The sequence below is a fragment of the Arthrobacter sp. KNU40 genome (assembly GCF_051515115.1).
GTDB lineage: Bacteria > Actinomycetota > Actinomycetes > Actinomycetales > Micrococcaceae > Arthrobacter.
Window position 1 is genome coordinate 630,159 of the sequence record NZ_CP195850.1, and the last position, 19,765, is coordinate 649,923.

Genomic DNA, 19,765 nt, shown 5'->3' on the forward strand with positions numbered 1-19,765 from the left:
TCCAACGGACGCCCGCTCACTTATAGCGCCAAATACAGCAACGCCCGCTCACTACTTTTGGTGAGCGGGCGTTGCTGTTCGCTTTATAAGTCGGAGTTAGAAGTCGTGTCGGTTCGCCAGGACCGGGAGCTTGACCCGCGCTTCCTTGACGACGGCGGCGTCCAGCTCTGCGAACAAGAGGCCCGGTTCGGCGTCGAGCTCTTCCAGCACGTTCCCCAGGGGAGACACGACCACCGAGTGCCCCACTCCGGTAGGCGCTGCACCCTTGGGTTCACGGCCTTGGCTCGCGGGATCGCCTTGGCCGCAAGCCAGCACGAAGGTCGTGGTGTCGATCGCCCGGGCCCGCGCGAGCAGCTTCCACTGCTCCGCCTTCCCAGGCCCGGCACCCCAGGAAGCGGACACGATATTCACATCGGCGCCGCGGTCGGCATTAGCGGTGAAGAGGGCCGGGAAACGGATGTCGTAGCAGGTGGCCAGGCCAAAGGTGAGGCCGCCGGCGTCGAACGTGACCGGATCGGTGCCGGCGTCGACGGTATCCGATTCCGCAAAGCCGAAGGCGTCGAAGAGGTGGATCTTGTCGTAGCTGGTGTCCACCCCGGGCCCGGTGGCGATCAGCGTGTTCCGGACTTTCCCATTGCTGCCGCCGTCGGAGGCCAGCCCGGGGGTGAACATTCCGGCCACGATCACGATTCCAAGATCCCGGGCGATCTTCCGCACCTGGCTGGCCCACGGCCCGTCCAGGGGCTCAGCGATGTCGAGCAGGGAATTCCCGAACGCCCGCATGGTCGCTTCCGGGAATACCACGAGCTCGGCGCCGCCCTCTTTTGCCCGGCGGGCGTAGCCTTCCAACAGGAGCAGGTTGTCTGCCAGCTCGCGGCCGCTGATGAGTTGAGCAAGGGCGATTCGCACAATTACCTCCACATTGGTGTATAGCCAAAGTATGCAACGACCGCGCCGAGGATACGAACCCAGCCGCGGGCAGCGGGCGTATTCGGCGCAATCGACACAATCCGCTCAAACGACAGGTTTCACAAAAAGCGCAACGAGCCGAATGGTTCGACGTTTCAGCAGGTGAGCGGCCTGTTTGCGTTCGTACTGGCCGCCGGCCTGGTTCAGACCGCCGGGCATGGGCACTGTCATATGGGCCGCGGGCGGGGGAGAATTGGCGTCGGAGACTAAACTCTCAAGTAATGGTTATGCCGATTTTTGACACAGCATCTACAGTGGACGCCTCGCGGCCGTCGCCGCTCGGGCTGAGTGTTCCGTTGCCCGGGAAAGCCGACCGCGACACCCCTTCTCCGGACCGGGTCAACGTCGCTGTGTGGGCCCCCGGACTTACTCGAGTCGAAATCGCTTACAAGGCCCCTGGCGACTCCTGGAAGATCCACACGCTTCCCAAACTTGAGGACGGCGTTCACCACGGGATTGTCGACGGGCTGCCGCCCGGCACCCGGTACGGCTTCCGCGCCGCAGTCCACGAGGACACGCTCCCACTGTCCGTTCCTGCCCCGGACTTTGACGCCGACGACGCCGAGCAGCTGTTGCTCGATCCCTACGGTCGGGCGGTGCACCAGCGCGGAGAACTGCTGACCTCCGTGCGGATGGAATCGGGTTTCGACTGGGGTGACGATCGCCCGTTGCGCACGACGTGGCGGGACACCATTGTCTACGAAGCTCACGTCCGGGGCCAAAGCATGCTGCATCCGGATATCCCGGAGCACCTCCGCGGCACGTACGCGGGGATGGCCCACCCCGCCATGATCGAGCACTTCCACTCATTGGGAGTGACTGCTGTGCAATTGCTGCCCATCCACTTCCACATGGACGAGCAGCACCTGCAGTACTTGGGCCTGACCAACTATTGGGGCTACAACACGGCAGCGTTCTTTGCGCCGCATGCGGACTACGCCACGCAGGCGGCCCAGCAGGCCGGCCCGCACGCCGTCCAGGACGAATTCAAGGGCATGGTGAAGCTCCTGCATGCGGCGGGGATCGAAGTGATCCTCGATGTCGTCTACAACCACACGGCGGAAGGCGGGCCTGACGGAGACACCTTCAGTTTCAGGGGTCTGGGCGAGGAGCGGTACTACCGTCATGATGCCCACGGCCGCTACCTCGATACGACGGGCTGCGGCAACACCCTCAATTTTGCCGAACCGAAGGTAGTGGATCTGGCGATTGAATCGCTGCGCTATTGGGCGGAAGAATTCCACATCGATGGCTTCCGCTTCGACCTTGCCGTGACCCTATGCCGCAATGCCGGCAACGAGTTCGATCCCGAGCACCCTTTCCTGAAGCGCATCGCGGAAGATCCGGTGATCTCCAAGACCAAGCTCATTTCCGAACCATGGGATGTGGGCTACGGCGGCTGGCAGACCGGACGGTTCCCCAAGGGCTGGGTGGACTGGAACGATCACTTCCGCGACGGCGTGCGCCGCTTCTGGCTCTCTGACCGGGGCGCCGCCGACGCCGGGATGTCCGGCGGCAACGTTGGGGTCCTGGCGGACGCCTTGACTGGCTCCGCCCGGGTCTTTGAACCTTCGGGGCGCTCGAGGCTCGCCTCCCTCAACTTCATCACCGCCCACGACGGTTTCACGCTTGCCGACCTCGTGTCCTACGACCGCAAGCACAACGAAGCCAACGGCGAACAAAACCGCGACGGCCACGGCGACAACCGTAGTTACAACCACGGATTCGAAGGACGAACGGAGAACGAGAGGATTCTCGCGGCCCGTGCCCTTTCCAAACGGAACCTCATGACCACCTTGATGATCTCCATCGGCGTACCCATGATCACTGCCGGCGATGAGCTCGGACGCACACAGCAGGGAAACAACAACGCCTATTGCCAGGACAACCCCCTGACATGGATCGACTGGACCCAGACACCCGAATCGCATGACATGCTGCGGAGCACCAAGCGGGTGATCCGGCTCCGCAAGGAGTTCCTGCACGCCCAGGACGAAGGTTTCCCGGACAAGGGAACGGGCCTGGAATGGTTTGATGAGGAGGGCCAGCCGATGACGGCGTCCCGGTGGCACGATCCCTCGCTGCGTGTTGTGCAACTCTTGGTGAGCTCGGAAGGCGGTGCCTACCGGGGCTTGCTCGTGATCAACGGGAACAAGGATGACCAGAAAGTTGTCTTGCCCAAATTGGTCGCCGAATCCGGGGCTGGCAGCCGGATGTTCGAACTAAGGCTGACAACCTCCGAGCTCAATGACCGTAGGCAAGGAGCGCTAGTCGCGGCAGGCGAACGGGAAGTCGTCCAAGGCAACACCATCAACATCTACCGCACTTAGGAACCATGAAAATCTATTCGGCAGACACGTGGACACTGGAAGAACTAAAGGAACAAGTGTCCGACGCCGGCCGCCGCACCGTGATGGTGCCGCCGGCAACAAACAAGGAGGGCGTCCTGGAAGTGTTCGGCCAGGTGCTCGATTTCCCCGAGTACGACGGGGTGGACCTGGATGCGCTCAACGATTCACTCCACGATTTCGCAGACAGTGTGTCCGAGGACGACCAATCACCTGTCACCCTGATTTGGCAGGTCCCGGCGGCCTACCGGACAGACCGGTCCTTCGGGTTGGTTTGCGAGATCCTCCAAGACGCCGAGTTCTACTCCGGGCGGGACCTCGCCGTCATAGCGGTCTTCCAGCAGTAGCTCGACTGGCCGGGCGGGCGATGCCCGTCCGGCCAGCTCGTCGCTACGCGTTGACGATCAGCCCCAGTTCGGCCTTCGAGGCCAGGGAGGGGTGCTTCGGGAAGACCCGGACGGTGTAGCCGAACGATCCGGAGCGGTTGATCAGGATGGACCCGGTGAACAGGTGGCGCCCGTTGCCGAGGTCCTCGAACGAGCTCAGTTCGGCCACGGTGATGTCCTCCAACTCATCGCTTTCTTCAGCCCGCCCGTAGGCCACCTCGACGCTGACGTCGTCCGGTGTCAGGGTGTGGAGGGCGATGTAGGCGTTGACCTGGAGGGTGTCGCCGATCTGGGGTTCTTCGGAGACGCCGATGGAATCGACGTGTTCCACGATCAGCTGCGGCCAGGCGTTGCGGACCTTGGTGGTCCACGCCGCCAGCTCCTTCGCCTCCTTGAAGAAGCCAGCCACGGCACGCCGTCCTGACTCCGCTGCCGGGCGGTAGAGGGTGTTGACGTAGTCCTGGAGCATCCGGTCGGCCGAGACTGCCGGGCCGAGGTGGGCCAGGGTGTGCTTGATCATGGACACCCAGTGCGTCGGCACGGCTTCCGGGCCCGACTGCGAGGGCCCGGCCGCGCCGGCGTCCGCGGAGACCGTGGAGCCGTAGAAGCGCGGTGCCACCTGGGTCTCGAGGAGCTCGTAGAGCGCGGCGGCTTCGATGTCATCGCGTTCGGTCGGTGACGCGTCGTTGTTCGCGGTCGGGATCGCCCAGCCGTTCTCGCCGTCGTACATCTCATCCCACCAGCCGTCCAGCACCGAGAGGTTCAGGGAGCCGTTGATGGCCGCCTTCATCCCGGAGGTGCCGCAGGCCTCCAGGGGCCGCAGCGGGTTGTTCAGCCACACGTCGCAGCCCGGGAACAGGGTCCGGGCCATGGCGATGTCGTAGTTGGGCAGGAACACGATCCGGTGCCTCACGGCGGGGTCGTCGGTGAACTTCACCAGGTCCTGGATCATCTTCTTGCCGGCGTCATCGGCCGGGTGGGACTTGCCGGCGATGACCAGCTGGATGGGGTGCTTCGGGTGCAGCAGCAGCGCCTTGAGGCGTGCCGGGTCCCGGAGCATCAGGGTCAGGCGCTTGTAGGTGGGCACGCGCCGGGCGAAACCGATCGTGAGCACGTCCGGGTCCAGCACGGTGTCCGTCCAGCCCAGCTCCGCATCGGCCGCCCCGCGCTTCTTCCATGCCGCCCGGAGCCGACGCCGGACATCCTCCACGAGGGAAACGCGAAGTTGACGCCGCAGCGTCCACACGTCCTCGTCGCTGACGTTGTAGGCGAGATCCCAGCGGCCCATGGCCTCGGCCTCGCTTCCAAACTGCTGGCGGGCCAAGGCAGAGATGCGCGGGTCCACCCAGGTGGGTACGTGGACGCCGTTGGTGACGGAGGTGATGGGGATTTCGGAGTGGTCGAAGCCTGGCCAGAGCCCGGAGAACATCTCGCGGGAGACCACGCCGTGGAGTTTGGCCACGCCGTTGGCCCGCTGCGCCAGGCGCAGGCCCATGACGGCCATGTTGAAGACCGCGGGGTTGCCGCCGTCGTAGTTTTCCCGGCCCAGGTCCAGGACTTTCTCCACCGGGACGTCCGGGGCCAGGCCGGCGTCGAAGAAGTGCCTGATCTGCACGGCCTCGAACCGGTCGATGCCGGCCGGGACGGGGGTGTGGGTGGTGAACACCGTGGACGCGCGTCCGGCGGCGAGGGCCTCGGACCAGCTCAGCGGGGCTTCGGCGGACATGAGTTCCTGGATGCGTTCGATGCCCAGGAACCCGGCGTGGCCTTCGTTGGTGTGGAACACTTCCGGGGCCGGGGTGCCGGTGAGGCGCTGGTAGACGCGCAGGGCCTTCACCCCGCCCATGCCCAGCAGCAGTTCCTGCTGCAGGCGGTGGTCACCGCCGCCGCCGTAGAGCCGGTCCGTGATCCCGCGCGCGGCGTCGTCGTTGGCCGGGACGTTCGAATCGAGCAGCAGCAGCGGCACGCGCCCGACGTCGGCCCGCCAGATGTGCGCGTTGAGCTTGCGTCCGTTGGGCAGCGGCAGTGAGATCGTCACCGGCTTGCCGGTGCCGTCTTCGGACGGTTCGCGCAACAGTGTCAGGGGCAGGCCGTCCGGGTCCAGGACCGGGTAGGTCTCCTGCTGCCAGGCGTCCCGGGAGAGGGACTGCTTGAAGTAGCCCGCCTGGTACAGCAGCCCGACGCCGATCAGCGGCACGCCCAGGTCCGAAGCGGCCTTCAGGTGGTCACCGGCCAGGATCCCCAGGCCGCCGGAATACTGCGGAAGCACCTCGGTGATCCCGAATTCAGGCGAGAAATACGCGATGCACGCCGGAGCATCCGGACCCAGGCCCTGGTACCAGCGCGGCTCACTCAGATACCGGTCCAGATCCGCCGCCGCACGCTGCACACGCTCTACAAGTTCATTGTTGGAAGCAAGTTGGTCCAGCTGATCGCGGCTGATTGACCCGAGGAGGCTTATTGGATCGTGACGGCTCTCCTCCCACAATTCCTGGTCAAGGCTCGCAAAGAGTTCACGGGTAGGCCGGTGCCACGACCAGCGCAGATTCATCGCGAGACGCGCCAGTGGCTGGATCGGCTCGGGGAGCAGTGTACGGACGGTAAACCTTCGAATTGCCTTCACGAGCGTCACACTAATCCACTCGGTGGACGGCAGGAACAGCTTTCGGTTTCTTTTAGGTAAATGACACATTGCGCGGAAGAGTCTGGGGTACCTCTTCGCAAAATGTGATTTTTCTCGCTAACGTCGAGGTTGTGACCACTACTGCAGCACCGCGATCCAGCTCAGCGTCCAAGTCCAAGCAGAAGGCCGGTATCACCGAAGGTCTTAGATTCGGCAGATTCCCCATCACGGCCGTGCAGCCCGTGATCGAGGAAGGCCGGTTCCCGGCCAAGGCCTTGCCTGGTGAAGATTTGGTGGTTGGCGCCACGGTCTTCCGTGAGGGCCACGACCAGCTGGGGGTGAGCGCCGTCCTGCTGGACCCCAAAGGCAAAGAACGCCAACGTGTCCGGCTCGCCCCGGCCCCGGGTGAGCGTGGCAAGGGAACGGACCGCTGGGAGGGCCTGCTGACTCCGACGACGCCCGGAGCCTGGACCTTCGCAATCGAAGCCTGGCACGACCGCTATGGCACGTGGCATCACAACGCGGAAGTGAAGGTCGAGGCCGGCATCGATGTGGAGCTCATGCTCGCCGAGGGTGTCGCGCTGCTCGCCGAAGCGGCAGGCGAAAGCGCCCGAAGCGCGGCGGACAAGCGAATCCTTCGCGCTGCCTCGGAAGGCCTCGCCGATACTTCGAAGACTGACGAGGAGCGCCTTGCCGCCGGCTTCAGCGAAGAGGTCGTGGCCGTCGTCGAGCGCCAGCCGATCCGTGAACTCGTGACCGTCTCGGAACAATACCCGCTCCTCGTGGAGCGTGACCTCGCCGGCCGCGGGGCCTGGTACGAATTCTTTCCCCGCTCCGAAGGTGCCGTTTTCGATCCCACCACGGGAACGTGGACTTCAGGCAACTTCACGACGGCGGCCAAAAGGCTCGACGCCGTTGCGGACATGGGCTTCGACGTCATCTATCTGCCGCCTATCCACCCGATTGGTTTCCAGCACCGCAAGGGACGCAACAACACCTTGACCCCGGGTCCGCAGGATCCGGGCTCGCCGTGGGCCATCGGCTCCGAAGCCGGCGGCCACGACGCCATCCACCCAGAATTGGGCTCGTTCGAGGATTTCGACGGGTTTGTGGCCCGCGCCAATGAGCTGGGCCTCGAGGTCGCTCTGGACTTGGCGCTGCAGGCCGCCCCGGACCACCCCTGGGTGAAGACCAATCCGGAATGGTTTACCACTCGGGTTGACGGCAGCATCGCCTATGCCGAAAACCCGCCCAAGAAGTACCAGGACATTTACCCGCTGAACTTCGACAACGATCCCGCTGGACTCTCCAAGGAAATCCTGCGCATTGTCTTCCTCTGGGTGAGCCACGGCGTGAAGATTTTCCGCGTGGACAACCCCCATACCAAACCGGTGTGGTTCTGGGAATGGCTGATCGGCAAGGTCAACAAAAAGTACCCCGACGTCGTTTTCCTCGCCGAGGCGTTCACCCGCCCCGCGATGATGCACGCTCTCGGCCGGGCAGGTTTCCAACAGTCGTACACGTACTTCACGTGGCGGAACACCAAGACCGAACTGGAATCGTATTTCCAGGAGGTCAGCCACGAATCCCCGGCGTATTTCCGACCCAATTTCTTCGTCAATACCCCGGATATCCTCACCGAATACCTCCAATACGGCGGTCCGGCCGCGTTCCGCATCCGCGCCGCTTTGGCGGCGACGGCCAGCCCGCTCTGGGGCGTGTACGCCGGATTCGAGCTGTACGAGCATGTGGCGCGTCCCGGTGCCGAAGAGTACATCGACAACGAGAAATATGAGTTCAAGGACCGCAACTGGGATGCCGCGGCCGCTTCCGGGCACAGCCTCGCCCCGTACATCACGCGGCTCAACGCCATCAGGAAGGCCCACCCCGCCCTGGGCGACCTGCAGAACCTGACTTTGCACCACAGCACTGACGACGCCACCATCGTGTTCTCCAAGCACAAGACCTTGCCTGACGGCAGCAAGGACACCTTGATCATCGTGGTCAACGTCGATCCCCACGGCATCAGGGAAAGCACCGTGACCCTGGATCTCTCGGCTCTTTCGCTGGATCCATCCGACTTCACCGCCAACGGACGATTCTGGGTGGATGATTTGGTCAGCGGCGAAAGCTGGGAGTGGGGCGAGTACAACTACGTCCGACTGGACGCCCATCAAGAACCGGCACACATTCTCAATATCCGGAGGTAGCCTTAGTGAGCTTTAATCCGCAGGGTCAAAATCAGTACTTCACGCCGAAGAACACTTTCGAGCTGAACGCCCCGGGTCTTCAACATGACCCTCATTGGTATCGAAAGGCTGTTTTCTACGAGGTTCTGGTGAGGGCCTTCGCGGACGCGAATGGCGATGGTTCCGGTGACTTCCACGGACTGATCGACAAGTTGGATTATCTGCAGTGGCTCGGGGTGGATTGTTTGTGGCTGCCGCCGTTCTTCGATTCGCCTTTGCGCGACGGTGGTTACGACATTTCCGATTACACATCCGTGTTGGACGAGTTCGGCACCATCAGCGACTTCAAGCGGCTCGTGGCCGAAGCCCACGCGAGGGGCGTCAGGGTCATCATTGACCTCCCGCTGAACCACACCTCGGACCAACACCCTTGGTTCCAGGAGTCACGTAAGAATCCGGATGGTCCGTTCGGGGACTTCTACGTGTGGAGTGACACCGACGAGAAGTACCAGGACGCGCGCATCATCTTCGTGGACACGGAAGAGTCGAACTGGACGTTCGATCCGATCCGCCGGCAGTTCTTCTGGCACCGCTTCTTCAGCCACCAGCCCGACCTGAACTTCGAAAACCCCAAGGTCGTCGAGGCCCTGCACGACGTCGTCAGGTTCTGGCTGGACCAAGGCATTGACGGATTCCGGGCAGATGCCATCCCGTACCTCTTCGAGGAAGAGGGCACCAATTGCGAAAACCTGCCGGCGACCCACGGTTTCCTGCGGGACCTTCGGAAGATGGTGGACGAGAACTACCCGGGGCGTGTGATCATCGCCGAAGCCAACCAACCGCCGCACGACGTCGTCGAGTACTTTGGCACGGAGGAAGAACCGGAATGCCACATGGCCTTCCACTTTCCCATCATGCCGCGCCTGTACTATGCGCTCCGTGACCAGAAGGCTGCCCCCATCATCGAGACGCTGCGGGACACCCCGGGAATCCCGGCCGGCGCCCAATGGGGCACCTTCCTGCGCAACCACGACGAACTCACCCTGGAGATGGTCACCTCCGACGAACGTGCCGCCATGCTGGGCTGGTACGCCCCGGACCCGCGGATGCGCGCCAACATCGGGATCCGGCGCAGGCTTGCCTCGCTGCTGGACAATTCCCGCTCCGAGATCGAACTGATCAACGCGTTGCTGCTTTCCCTTCCGGGCAGCCCCTTCTTGTACTACGGGGATGAAATCGGGATGGGAGACAACATCTGGCTTGACGACCGCGACGCCGTCCGCACGCCCATGCAATGGAACCCGGACCGCAACGCAGGGTTCTCCAACGCCGACCCCGGAAAGCTGTACCTGCCCGTCATCCAGTCGCTGGTCTACAACTACAGCATGGCGAACGTCGAGGCCGAAGCGGCCCATTCCGGATCGCTCCTGCGCTGGACACGGCAGATCCTGAGTGTCCGGAGGAACCACGCGGCCTTCGGGCTAGGCGGCTACCGGAACGTTCCGGCAGACCATGAAGTGGTCCTTGCCTATTTGCGCGAACTCCGGGAGGACAATCCGGAAGGCGAGGACGCCGAATCGATCCTGTGCGTTTTCAACCTGTCTCAGCATCCGGTTGCTACCACTCTGGATATCCCTGAATATGCCGGAAGAGGCTTGAGGGATGTGTTCGGAGGCCAACCGTTCCCGGGAATCGGCGCCGATGGCTCCCTGACCCTCACGCTCGGCAGCCACGACTTCTTCTGGCTTCGGATACGTTCGGCGGGTTCCACCGCCTCCTCGCCGTACACCCAGGCCATCCCAGTGCTCTCCATCGAAGGCTGAGATGAGTCTCATGGCGCCCACCACGGTTCTGGCCTCCCTGCTCAAGGAATGGCTGCCCCGGCAGCGCTGGTTTCCGGTCAAGGCAGGGTTATTCGAACTGGATTTCGTCGGTTCGTTCGTCCTTTCCGCGCCCGCCTTTGGCACAGGCTCGGAGGTCCAGCTATTGTCCGTCGCTTACGCAACGGCCGACGGCGGGAGGCAGACCGACATCATCCAAGTACCGCTTAGCTTTCGTTCCGCGCCCTCGGCCGCTTTGGCACCTGCCTTGGTGGGCCAGATCGGTGGAACAAGCGAGCAGGATCCGGCTATCTGGGTATACGACGCGCCCCACGATCCTGACTTTGTGACGGTATGGCTCGATCTCATCCGGGGTCAGGCGTCCGCCGAGCCCGGCGAGGGGGAGTGCACCGCGAGCGGACATACCGTGCCTGGCAGCCTGCGGCTGCCCTCTGCCTCAGGATCCGTGCGAGTCTCTTCCGGCGAGCAGTCCAACACTTCGGTGATCGTCGACGACGGCGTGTCCGCGGCGATCGTGAAGATCTTCCGGGTCGTGTCGGTCGGCAAGAACCCCGAGGTGGAGGTGGGCGCGGCCTTGACCTCGGCCGGTACGAAGGAAGTGCCGTCCACCCTTGGATGGATTACGGGAACGTGGGAGGTACGGACAACCCTGGGTCGCCATGGCACGGCCTCGGCGGATTTCGCCGTTGCCCACGAATTCCTTGCCGGCGGACAGGACGCTTGGCGCCTCGCCGTCGACGCCGCGGCATCGGGCAGCGACTTTACAGCCGAAGCCCGGCAACTGGGCCAGGCGACCGCCACCGTGCACCTCCGGCTCGCGGAAACCCTCGGAACCGTCCGGGAACGCGTCCCGGGCCAGGACATCGCGCCCGAAGTAGCCCGGCGCGTCCGCCAGTCGTGGGCTGAGGCGGGCACCGCCGTCGGGCCCCATGAGCAGCAGCTCGAGGCACTCCTGACGCAACTGTCGGGGAAGGAGGCCGGGACGCTGCAGCGCATTCACGGGGACCTTCACCTGGGCCAGATCCTCTTGGTGCCTGGCGCTGCGGGAGAACCGGCCCGGTGGGCGATCCTGGACTTTGAAGGCGAACCCCTGAGGCCGATCGAACACCGTAATATTCCCGACGTTCCCCTGCGGGACGTCGTCGGGATGCTGCGGTCGTTCGACTACGCCGCCGGCGCGGCCATCCGCGAGAACCCGGGCGCCCGGGTTCCCGCCACGTGGGTTGACGACTGCGCCGAGGCTTTCCTGGCAGGCTACAGCGACATCACCCCTGGAACTATTGACCGCCGCTCGCCGCTGTTTGTGGCATTGTGGCTGGACAAGGCCTTGTACGAGGTGATCTACGAGCTGCGGAACAGGCCGGACTGGTTGCCCATTCCGGTCAATGCTTCGCGGCAGCTCCTCGGAAACACGAGCCCCGGCACGGATGCCGTGGCGACATCGGAAGGTAAGGAAATGACAGGCTCAGCACGTACCGAACGGCCCCGAGTCCCGCTGTATGTGGACGCCGCAACCCTGGGCCGGGTGGCCGCCGGTGCGCACCACGCCCCGCACTCGGTGCTGGGCGCTCACCTTGACGACCACGGTCACGTCACCATCCGCACCGTCAAGCACCTCGCGGCGGAAGTAACCGTGGTCACCGAAGCCGGTTCCGTACCGATGACCCACGAGACCGACGGGATCTGGGTGGCGGTCCTCGAACCGCTGCAGCACGGCCACGTTCCGGACTACCGCCTCGACGTCGTGTACGGCGATTCCGCGCCGGTGACGATCAACGATCCGTACCACTACCTTCCAACCGTCGGCGAGGTGGACCTGCACCTCATCGGCGAAGGCAGGCACGAACGGCTCTGGGACACATTGGGCTCCCACGTCCAGCACTACCGCTCCCCGCTCGGCGATGTGGACGGCGTCTCCTTCGCCGTCTGGGCGCCAAATGCACAGGCAGTCCGCGTCAAGGGCGACTTCAACTCTTGGGACGGGCGTGAACACGCCTTGCGCTCGCTCGGTTCTTCAGGAGTCTGGGAAGTCTTCATCCCGGGCGTTGTAGCAGGGGCGTGCTACAAATTCGAGCTGCTGACGAAGGCCGGCCATTGGGTGGAGAAAGCCGATCCGCTGGCCTTCGGCACCGAAGTTCCGCCCTTGACCGCGTCACGCGTGGTGGAGTCCAGCTACCGTTTCAAGGACGACGCCTGGATGACGGCGCGCGCCAACAAGGACCCGCACAACTCACCCATGAGCGTCTACGAAGTCCACCTTGGTTCCTGGCGCCTTGGCCTGGGGTACAAAGAGCTGGCCAAGGACCTCGTGGACTACGTGAAATGGCTTGGCTTCACCCACGTCGAGTTCATGCCAGTGGCCGAGCACCCCTTTGGCGGTTCATGGGGCTACCAAGTCACGTCCTACTTTGCTCCGACCTCTCGATTCGGGCATCCGGACGAATTCCGGTTCCTCGTTGATTCGCTGCACCAAGCGGGCATCGGCGTCATCCTGGACTGGGTCCCCGCGCACTTCCCGAAGGACGCCTGGGCCCTCGCCCGCTTCGACGGCGAACCGCTGTACGAGCACTCCGATCCCCGGCTCGGTGAGCACCCGGACTGGGGCACGCTCATCTTCGACTTCGGCCGCACCGAGGTCCGGAACTTCCTGGTCGCGAACGCCCTGTACTGGCTTGAGGAATTCCACATCGACGGGCTCCGGGTGGACGCAGTGGCCTCCATGCTCTACCGGGACTATTCGCGCGAGGAAGGGGAGTGGTTCCCCAATGTCCACGGTGGACGCGAGAACCTGGAAGCCATCTCCTTCCTCCAGGAGGTCAACGCCACGATCTACAAGACCCACCCCGGGGCAGTGACCATCGCCGAAGAATCTACGGCGTTCCCGGGCGTTACCGCGCCGACCAACCATGGCGGCCTGGGGTTCGGCCTCAAATGGAACATGGGCTGGATGCACGATTCCCTTAAGTACATCTCCGAAAACCCGGTGAACCGCCGCTGGCACCACGGTACGGTGACTTTCTCCATGGTCTACGCCTTCACGGAGAACTTCCTGTTGCCCATCAGCCACGACGAGGTAGTGCACGGCAAGGGATCGATGCTGCGCAAGATGCCCGGCGACCGGTGGCAGCAGCTTGCCAACCTCCGGGTGTTCATGGCTTACCAGTGGGCGCACCCGGGCAAGCAGCTCATCTTCATGGGCACCGAATTCGGCCAAGAGGCCGAATGGTCCGAACAGCACGGGCTCGACTGGTTCCTTGCCGACATTCCGGCGCATCGCGGACTCCAGTTGCTCACCCGCGAGTTGAACACGCTGTACAGCTCGACGCCGGCCCTTCATGTCCGGGACAACGAGCCCGGCGGTTTCCAGTGGATCAACGGCGCGGACGCGGACCGAAACGTACTGACCTTTATCCGGTGGGACAACGACGGCAACCCCCTGGTGTGCGCCGTGAATTTCTCGGGAGGCCCGCACCAGAACTATGTGCTCGGCGTCCCGTCCGCCGGCGCATGGCAGGAAGTACTCAATACTGACGCCGAGGTGTACGGAGGCTCGGGCGTGATCAACAGCGGCGAACTGCTTGCCACCGCACCCGGGGCGGAAGGATTGCCTGCGGCACTGACCGTCACCTTGCCGCCGCTCGGAGCTTCTTGGTTCACGCCTGTGGGGTAGTTGTTGTGTTTGTCTGAGGTGAAGGGTCCGGAAGCCTTGAGTTTCCGGGCCCTTTGCGTGGATCTAGCGGACGACCGCTGAAGCGCAGCAGGCCGCCTGGCGGGGCTTTTGCCTCCCCGGAGAACTGGTGGTATAGTTAGTACCCGCGCTGCTCCCCAGTGGAGATCGGTGAAGTTGACTGAGTTCCTCGTGAAGATCAAGTCAAGAACGCCGATTTGACTAGGAGGCAAGCAGCCGGTAAGTTTGAAAAGTTGCTCCGGAGCGATCCTGGACCCTGTGGGGTGTGGGTGGTGCCGGGTGTGTCTGTTGTTTGAGAACTCAATAGTGTGCCAAGTTTGTTGATACCGATTTATTTTATATGAATTGGTTGTTTTGGCTGGTTCTGTGTCGCTTTGGTGGCGTGGGGCTGGTTTTTTACAGCTGGTTTCAAATTTTGTGCAGCTCTTCTGCCGTTATTTCCGGTGGTTGTGGTTGTGTCTGTTTTTGTTTTACTTCAACGGAGAGTTTGATCCTGGCTCAGGATGAACGCTGGCGGCGTGCTTAACACATGCAAGTCGAACGATGATCTCCAGCTTGCTGGGGGGATTAGTGGCGAACGGGTGAGTAACACGTGAGTAACCTGCCCTTGACTCTGGGATAAGCCTGGGAAACTGGGTCTAATACCGGATACGACTGCTCCGCGCATGCGGTGGTGGTGGAAAGCTTTTGCGGTTTTGGATGGACTCGCGGCCTATCAGCTTGTTGGTGGGGTAATGGCCTACCAAGGCGACGACGGGTAGCCGGCCTGAGAGGGTGACCGGCCACACTGGGACTGAGACACGGCCCAGACTCCTACGGGAGGCAGCAGTGGGGAATATTGCACAATGGGCGAAAGCCTGATGCAGCGACGCCGCGTGAGGGATGACGGCCTTCGGGTTGTAAACCTCTTTCAGTAGGGAAGAAGCGAAAGTGACGGTACCTGCAGAAGAAGCGCCGGCTAACTACGTGCCAGCAGCCGCGGTAATACGTAGGGCGCAAGCGTTATCCGGAATTATTGGGCGTAAAGAGCTCGTAGGCGGTTTGTCGCGTCTGCTGTGAAAGACCGGGGCTCAACTCCGGTTCTGCAGTGGGTACGGGCAGACTAGAGTGATGTAGGGGAGACTGGAATTCCTGGTGTAGCGGTGAAATGCGCAGATATCAGGAGGAACACCGATGGCGAAGGCAGGTCTCTGGGCATTAACTGACGCTGAGGAGCGAAAGCATGGGGAGCGAACAGGATTAGATACCCTGGTAGTCCATGCCGTAAACGTTGGGCACTAGGTGTGGGGGACATTCCACGTTTTCCGCGCCGTAGCTAACGCATTAAGTGCCCCGCCTGGGGAGTACGGCCGCAAGGCTAAAACTCAAAGGAATTGACGGGGGCCCGCACAAGCGGCGGAGCATGCGGATTAATTCGATGCAACGCGAAGAACCTTACCAAGGCTTGACATGAACCGGTAACGCCTGGAAACAGGTGCCCCGCTTGCGGTCGGTTTACAGGTGGTGCATGGTTGTCGTCAGCTCGTGTCGTGAGATGTTGGGTTAAGTCCCGCAACGAGCGCAACCCTCGTTCTATGTTGCCAGCGCGTGATGGCGGGGACTCATAGGAGACTGCCGGGGTCAACTCGGAGGAAGGTGGGGACGACGTCAAATCATCATGCCCCTTATGTCTTGGGCTTCACGCATGCTACAATGGCCGGTACAAAGGGTTGCGATACTGTGAGGTGGAGCTAATCCCAAAAAGCCGGTCTCAGTTCGGATTGGGGTCTGCAACTCGACCCCATGAAGTCGGAGTCGCTAGTAATCGCAGATCAGCAACGCTGCGGTGAATACGTTCCCGGGCCTTGTACACACCGCCCGTCAAGTCACGAAAGTTGGTAACACCCGAAGCCGGTGGCCTAACCCTTGTGGGGGGAGCCGTCGAAGGTGGGACCGGCGATTGGGACTAAGTCGTAACAAGGTAGCCGTACCGGAAGGTGCGGCTGGATCACCTCCTTTCTAAGGAGCACCATTATCGCTCCCTGTCCGGCCGCATGGTTGGTTGGGGGGTGTGTGGAAGCAAAGCCCATTGCGCAGGCGTCTGTTCTGCGGTGGGTGCTCATGGGTGGAATATCAGCAGATAGCGGCCGGTTGGTTCTTGTCCGCCCCTAGTACGGATGCTCTTTGAGTGTCTTGGAACGGTGCGGGTGGGGGGTGGCCGGTTTTCGTGTTTGGCACACTGTTGGGTCCTGAGGCAACAGGGCCGTGGCGTGGGGTGCGTGGCCTGTGAGGGTTGCGTGGTTTCCGTGGTGCGGGTTTGTGTGTTTCTGGTTTCCTGGCTGCATGGTCTTCGTGCGTTCGTGGTTGTTCTTCGTCTTTGGTGGCGGGGGTGGCCGGGTGCGGGGGGGTGTGGTACGGGGTTGTTGTTTGAGAACTACATAGTGGACGCGAGCATCTGATACGGGCCGGCCTTCGGGTTTGGTTCGTGTCATACAGCAATTTCTTTTTATGAACCTGGATCCGGCCGTGGTGTGCATCCTTCGGGGTGTGCGGTGTGGCGGTTTCTGTGGTTCTCTCGAGAAGTTTTTTGATCTTGTGTGGTCAAGTTTTTAAGGGCACACGGTGGATGCCTTGGCATTAGGAGCCGAAGAAGGACGTAGGAATCTGCGATAAGCCTGGGGGAGTTGATAACCGAACGGTGATCCCAGGATGTCCGAATGGGGAAACCCCGCCAGACGCGCTTGCGTGATCTGGTGACCCGCATCTGAACACATAGGGTGCGTGGGGGGAACGCGGGGAAGTGAAACATCTCAGTACCCGCAGGAAGAGAAAACAAGAGTGATTCCGTTAGTAGTGGCGAGCGAACGCGGATGAGGCTAAACCGTTCCATGTGTGATAGCCGGCGGGCGTTGCATGGGCGGGGTTGTGGGACTTTCCGTACTGGTTCTGCCGGACCGGTGGGGTGAGAGCATGGACATAGGTGAACGGTCTTGAAAGGCCGGCCGGAGAGGGTGTTAGCCCCGTAACCGTAATGTTGTGTGCCGCCTGGAGAGGATCCCAAGTAGCACGGGGCCCGAGAAATCCCGTGTGAATCTGTCAGGACCACCTGATAAGCCTAAATACTTCCTAATGACCGATAGCGGACCAGTACCGTGAGGGAAAGGTGAAAAGTACCCCGGGAGGGGAGTGAAACAGTACCTGAAACCGTGTGCTTACAATCCGTCGGAGCAACCTTGTAGTTGTGACGGCGTGCCTTTTGAAGAATGAGCCTGCGAGTTAGTGTTACGTCGCGAGGTTAACCCGTGTGGGGTAGCCGTAGCGAAAGCGAGTCTGAATAGGGCGAGTGTAGTGGCGTGATCTAGACCCGAAGCGGAGTGATCTACCCATGGCCAGGTTGAAGCGACGGTAAGACGTCGTGGAGGACCGAACCCACTTCAGTTGAAAATGGAGGGGATGAGCTGTGGGTAGGGGTGAAAGGCCAATCAAACTCCGTGATAGCTGGTTCTCCCCGAAATGCATTTAGGTGCAGCGTTGCGTGTTTCTTGCCGGAGGTAGAGCTACTGGATGGCCGATGGGCCCTACAAGGTTACTGACGTCAGCCAAACTCCGAATGCCGGTAAGTGAGAGCGCAGCAGTGAGACTGTGGGGGATAAGCTTCATAGTCGAGAGGGAAACAGCCCAGACCACCAACTAAGGCCCCTAAGCGTGTGCTAAGTGGGAAAGGATGTGGAGTTGCGAAGACAACCAGGAGGTTGGCTTAGAAGCAGCCATCCTTGAAAGAGTGCGTAATAGCTCACTGGTCAAGTGATTCCGCGCCGACAATGTAGCGGGGCTCAAGTACACCGCCGAAGTTGTGGATTTCAGATAGTAGACAAGCCTTCGTGGTTCAGTCGTCTGGAGTGGTAGGGGAGCGTCGTGTGGGCGGTGAAGTCGCGGTGTAAACCAGCGGTGGAGCCTACACGAGTGAGAATGCAGGCATGAGTAGCGAAAGACGGGTGAGAAACCCGTCCGCCGAATGATCAAGGGTTCCAGGGTCAAGCTAATCTGCCCTGGGTAAGTCGGGACCTAAGGCGAGGCCGACAGGCGTAGTCGATGGACAACGGGTTGATATTCCCGTACCGGCGAAGGACCGCCCATGCCAAGCGGGGGATACTAACCGCCCGGAGCCTGCCCAATCACCCTTGTGGTGTGCGGGTTTTGGCCGAGCGCGGGACCTGATCCCGGGAGGTAAGCGTATTAACAGGTGTGACGCAGGAAGGTAGCCGGGCCGGGCGATGGTTGCCCCGGTCTAAGGATGTAGGGTCAGCGATAGGCAAATCCGTCGCTGTGTCTTTGATGACGTTCCTGAGATCTGATGGGACCCCCGTCATGGGGGGATCCGGTGATCCTATGCTGCCTAGAAAAGCATCGGCGCGAGGTTCCAGCCGCCCGTACCCCAAACCGACACAGGTGATCAGGTAGAGAATACCAAGGCGATCGAGAGAATTATGGTTAAGGAACTCGGCAAAATGCCCCCGTAACTTCGGGAGAAGGGGGGCCCCAACCTTGAACACCACTTGCTGGTGGGAGGGGATCGGGGCCGCAGAGACCAGGGGGAAGCGACTGTTTACTAAAAACACAGGTCCGTGCGAAGTCGCAAGACGATGTATACGGACTGACTCCTGCCCGGTGCTGGAAGGTTAAGAGGACCGGTTAGCCGCAAGGCGAAGCTGAGAATTTAAGCCCCAGTAAACGGCGGTGGTAACTATAACCATCCTAAGGTAGCGAAATTCCTTGTCGGGTAAGTTCCGACCTGCACGAATGGAGTAACGACTTCCCCGCTGTCTCAACCATAAACTCGGCGAAATTGCAGTACGAGTAAAGATGCTCGTTACGCGCAGCAGGACGGAAAGACCCCGAGACCTTTACTATAGTTTGGTATTGGTGTTCGGAGTGGCTTGTGTAGGATAGGTGGGAGACGTTGAAGCCCGGACGCCAGTTCGGGTGGAGTCATCGTTGAAATACCACTCTGGTCACTTTGGACATCTAACTTCGGCCCGTGATCCGGGTCAGGGACAGTGCCTGATGGGTAGTTTAACTGGGGCGGTTGCCTCCTAAAAAGTAACGGAGGCGCCCAAAGGTTCCCTCAGCCTGGTTGGCAATCAGGTGTCGAGTGTAAGTGCACAAGGGAGCTTGACTGTGAGAGAGACATCTCAAGCAGGGACGAAAGTCGGGACTAGTGATCCGGCGGTACATTGTGGAATGGCCGTCGCTCAACGGATAAAAGGTACCTCGGGGATAACAGGCTGATCTTGCCCAAGAGTCCATATCGACGGCATGGTTTGGCACCTCGATGTCGGCTCGTCGCATCCTGGGGCTGGAGTAGGTCCCAAGGGTTGGGCTGTTCGCCCATTAAAGCGGTACGCGAGCTGGGTTTAGAACGTCGTGAGACAGTTCGGTCCCTATCCGCTGCGCGCGCAGGAAATTTGAGAAGGGCTGTCCTTAGTACGAGAGGACCGGGACGGACGAACCTCTGGTGTGTCAGTTGTACTGCCAAGTGCACCGCTGATTAGCTACGTTCGGATGGGATAACCGCTGAAAGCATCTAAGCGGGAAGCTCGCTTCAAGATGAGATTTCCATGCACCTCGTGTGTGAGAGGCCCCCAGCCAGACCACTGGGTTGATAGGCCGGATGTGGAAGACAGGACTAAAGACTGTTGAAGCTGACCGGTACTAATAGGCCGACAACTTACACCACACAAA

Annotated in this window: 7 protein-coding genes and 2 rRNA genes; 7 read left to right on the forward strand and 2 right to left on the reverse strand. The window is 61.6% G+C overall.

Annotated elements, in window-relative coordinates; all coding sequences use genetic code 11:
- Window positions 1-96 precede the first annotated feature (96 nt).
- Window positions 97-909 (reverse strand): carbon-nitrogen hydrolase family protein, encoded by an 813-nt coding sequence (locus ACSKT0_RS03045; protein WP_437772449.1) that lies wholly within the window; start codon window positions 907-909, stop codon window positions 97-99.
- A gap of 281 nt (window positions 910-1,190) precedes the next feature.
- On the opposite strand from ACSKT0_RS03045, the gene glgX reads away from it, so the two are divergent.
- Entirely contained in the window at window positions 1,191-3,299 is a 2,109-nt protein-coding gene (glgX, locus tag ACSKT0_RS03050; protein ID WP_437772450.1) for a glycogen debranching protein GlgX, read from the forward strand.
- Between the two features lie 5 nt (window positions 3,300-3,304).
- Window positions 3,305-3,664 carry a barstar family protein gene (locus tag ACSKT0_RS03055; protein WP_437772451.1) on the forward strand — a complete coding sequence of 120 codons (360 nt, stop codon included), beginning with the start codon at window positions 3,305-3,307 and terminating at the stop codon, window positions 3,662-3,664.
- A 43-nt stretch (window positions 3,665-3,707) separates the two neighbouring features.
- Here ACSKT0_RS03055 and glgP read toward each other — a convergent pair whose 3' ends face one another.
- Window positions 3,708-6,326, reverse strand: coding sequence for an alpha-glucan family phosphorylase (gene glgP / locus ACSKT0_RS03060; protein ID WP_437772452.1), 2,619 nt, complete (start codon window positions 6,324-6,326; stop codon window positions 3,708-3,710).
- Between the two features lie 131 nt (window positions 6,327-6,457).
- Here glgP and ACSKT0_RS03065 point away from each other — a divergent pair, with 131 nt between their 5' ends.
- The 5 genes from ACSKT0_RS03065 (at window position 6,458) to ACSKT0_RS03085 (ending at window position 19,760) form a co-directional block, all read left to right on the forward strand.
- Window positions 6,458-8,536 carry an alpha-1,4-glucan--maltose-1-phosphate maltosyltransferase gene (locus tag ACSKT0_RS03065; protein WP_437772453.1) on the forward strand — a complete coding sequence of 693 codons (2,079 nt, stop codon included), beginning with the start codon at window positions 6,458-6,460 and terminating at the stop codon, window positions 8,534-8,536.
- Window positions 8,537-8,541: 5 nt separating this feature from the next.
- Window positions 8,542-10,338 carry a maltose alpha-D-glucosyltransferase gene (treS, locus tag ACSKT0_RS03070; protein ID WP_437772454.1) on the forward strand — a complete coding sequence of 599 codons (1,797 nt, stop codon included), beginning with the start codon at window positions 8,542-8,544 and terminating at the stop codon, window positions 10,336-10,338.
- Window position 10,339: 1 nt separating this feature from the next.
- Window positions 10,340-14,026, forward strand: coding sequence for a 1,4-alpha-glucan branching enzyme (locus tag ACSKT0_RS03075; protein ID WP_437772455.1), 3,687 nt, complete (start codon window positions 10,340-10,342; stop codon window positions 14,024-14,026).
- Between the two features lie 493 nt (window positions 14,027-14,519).
- Window positions 14,520-16,042 (forward strand): 16S ribosomal RNA (locus ACSKT0_RS03080).
- A gap of 580 nt (window positions 16,043-16,622) precedes the next feature.
- Window positions 16,623-19,760 (forward strand): 23S ribosomal RNA (locus ACSKT0_RS03085).
- Together the 16S and 23S rRNA genes form the textbook arrangement of a ribosomal RNA operon.
- Window positions 19,761-19,765: the final 5 nt, after the last annotated feature.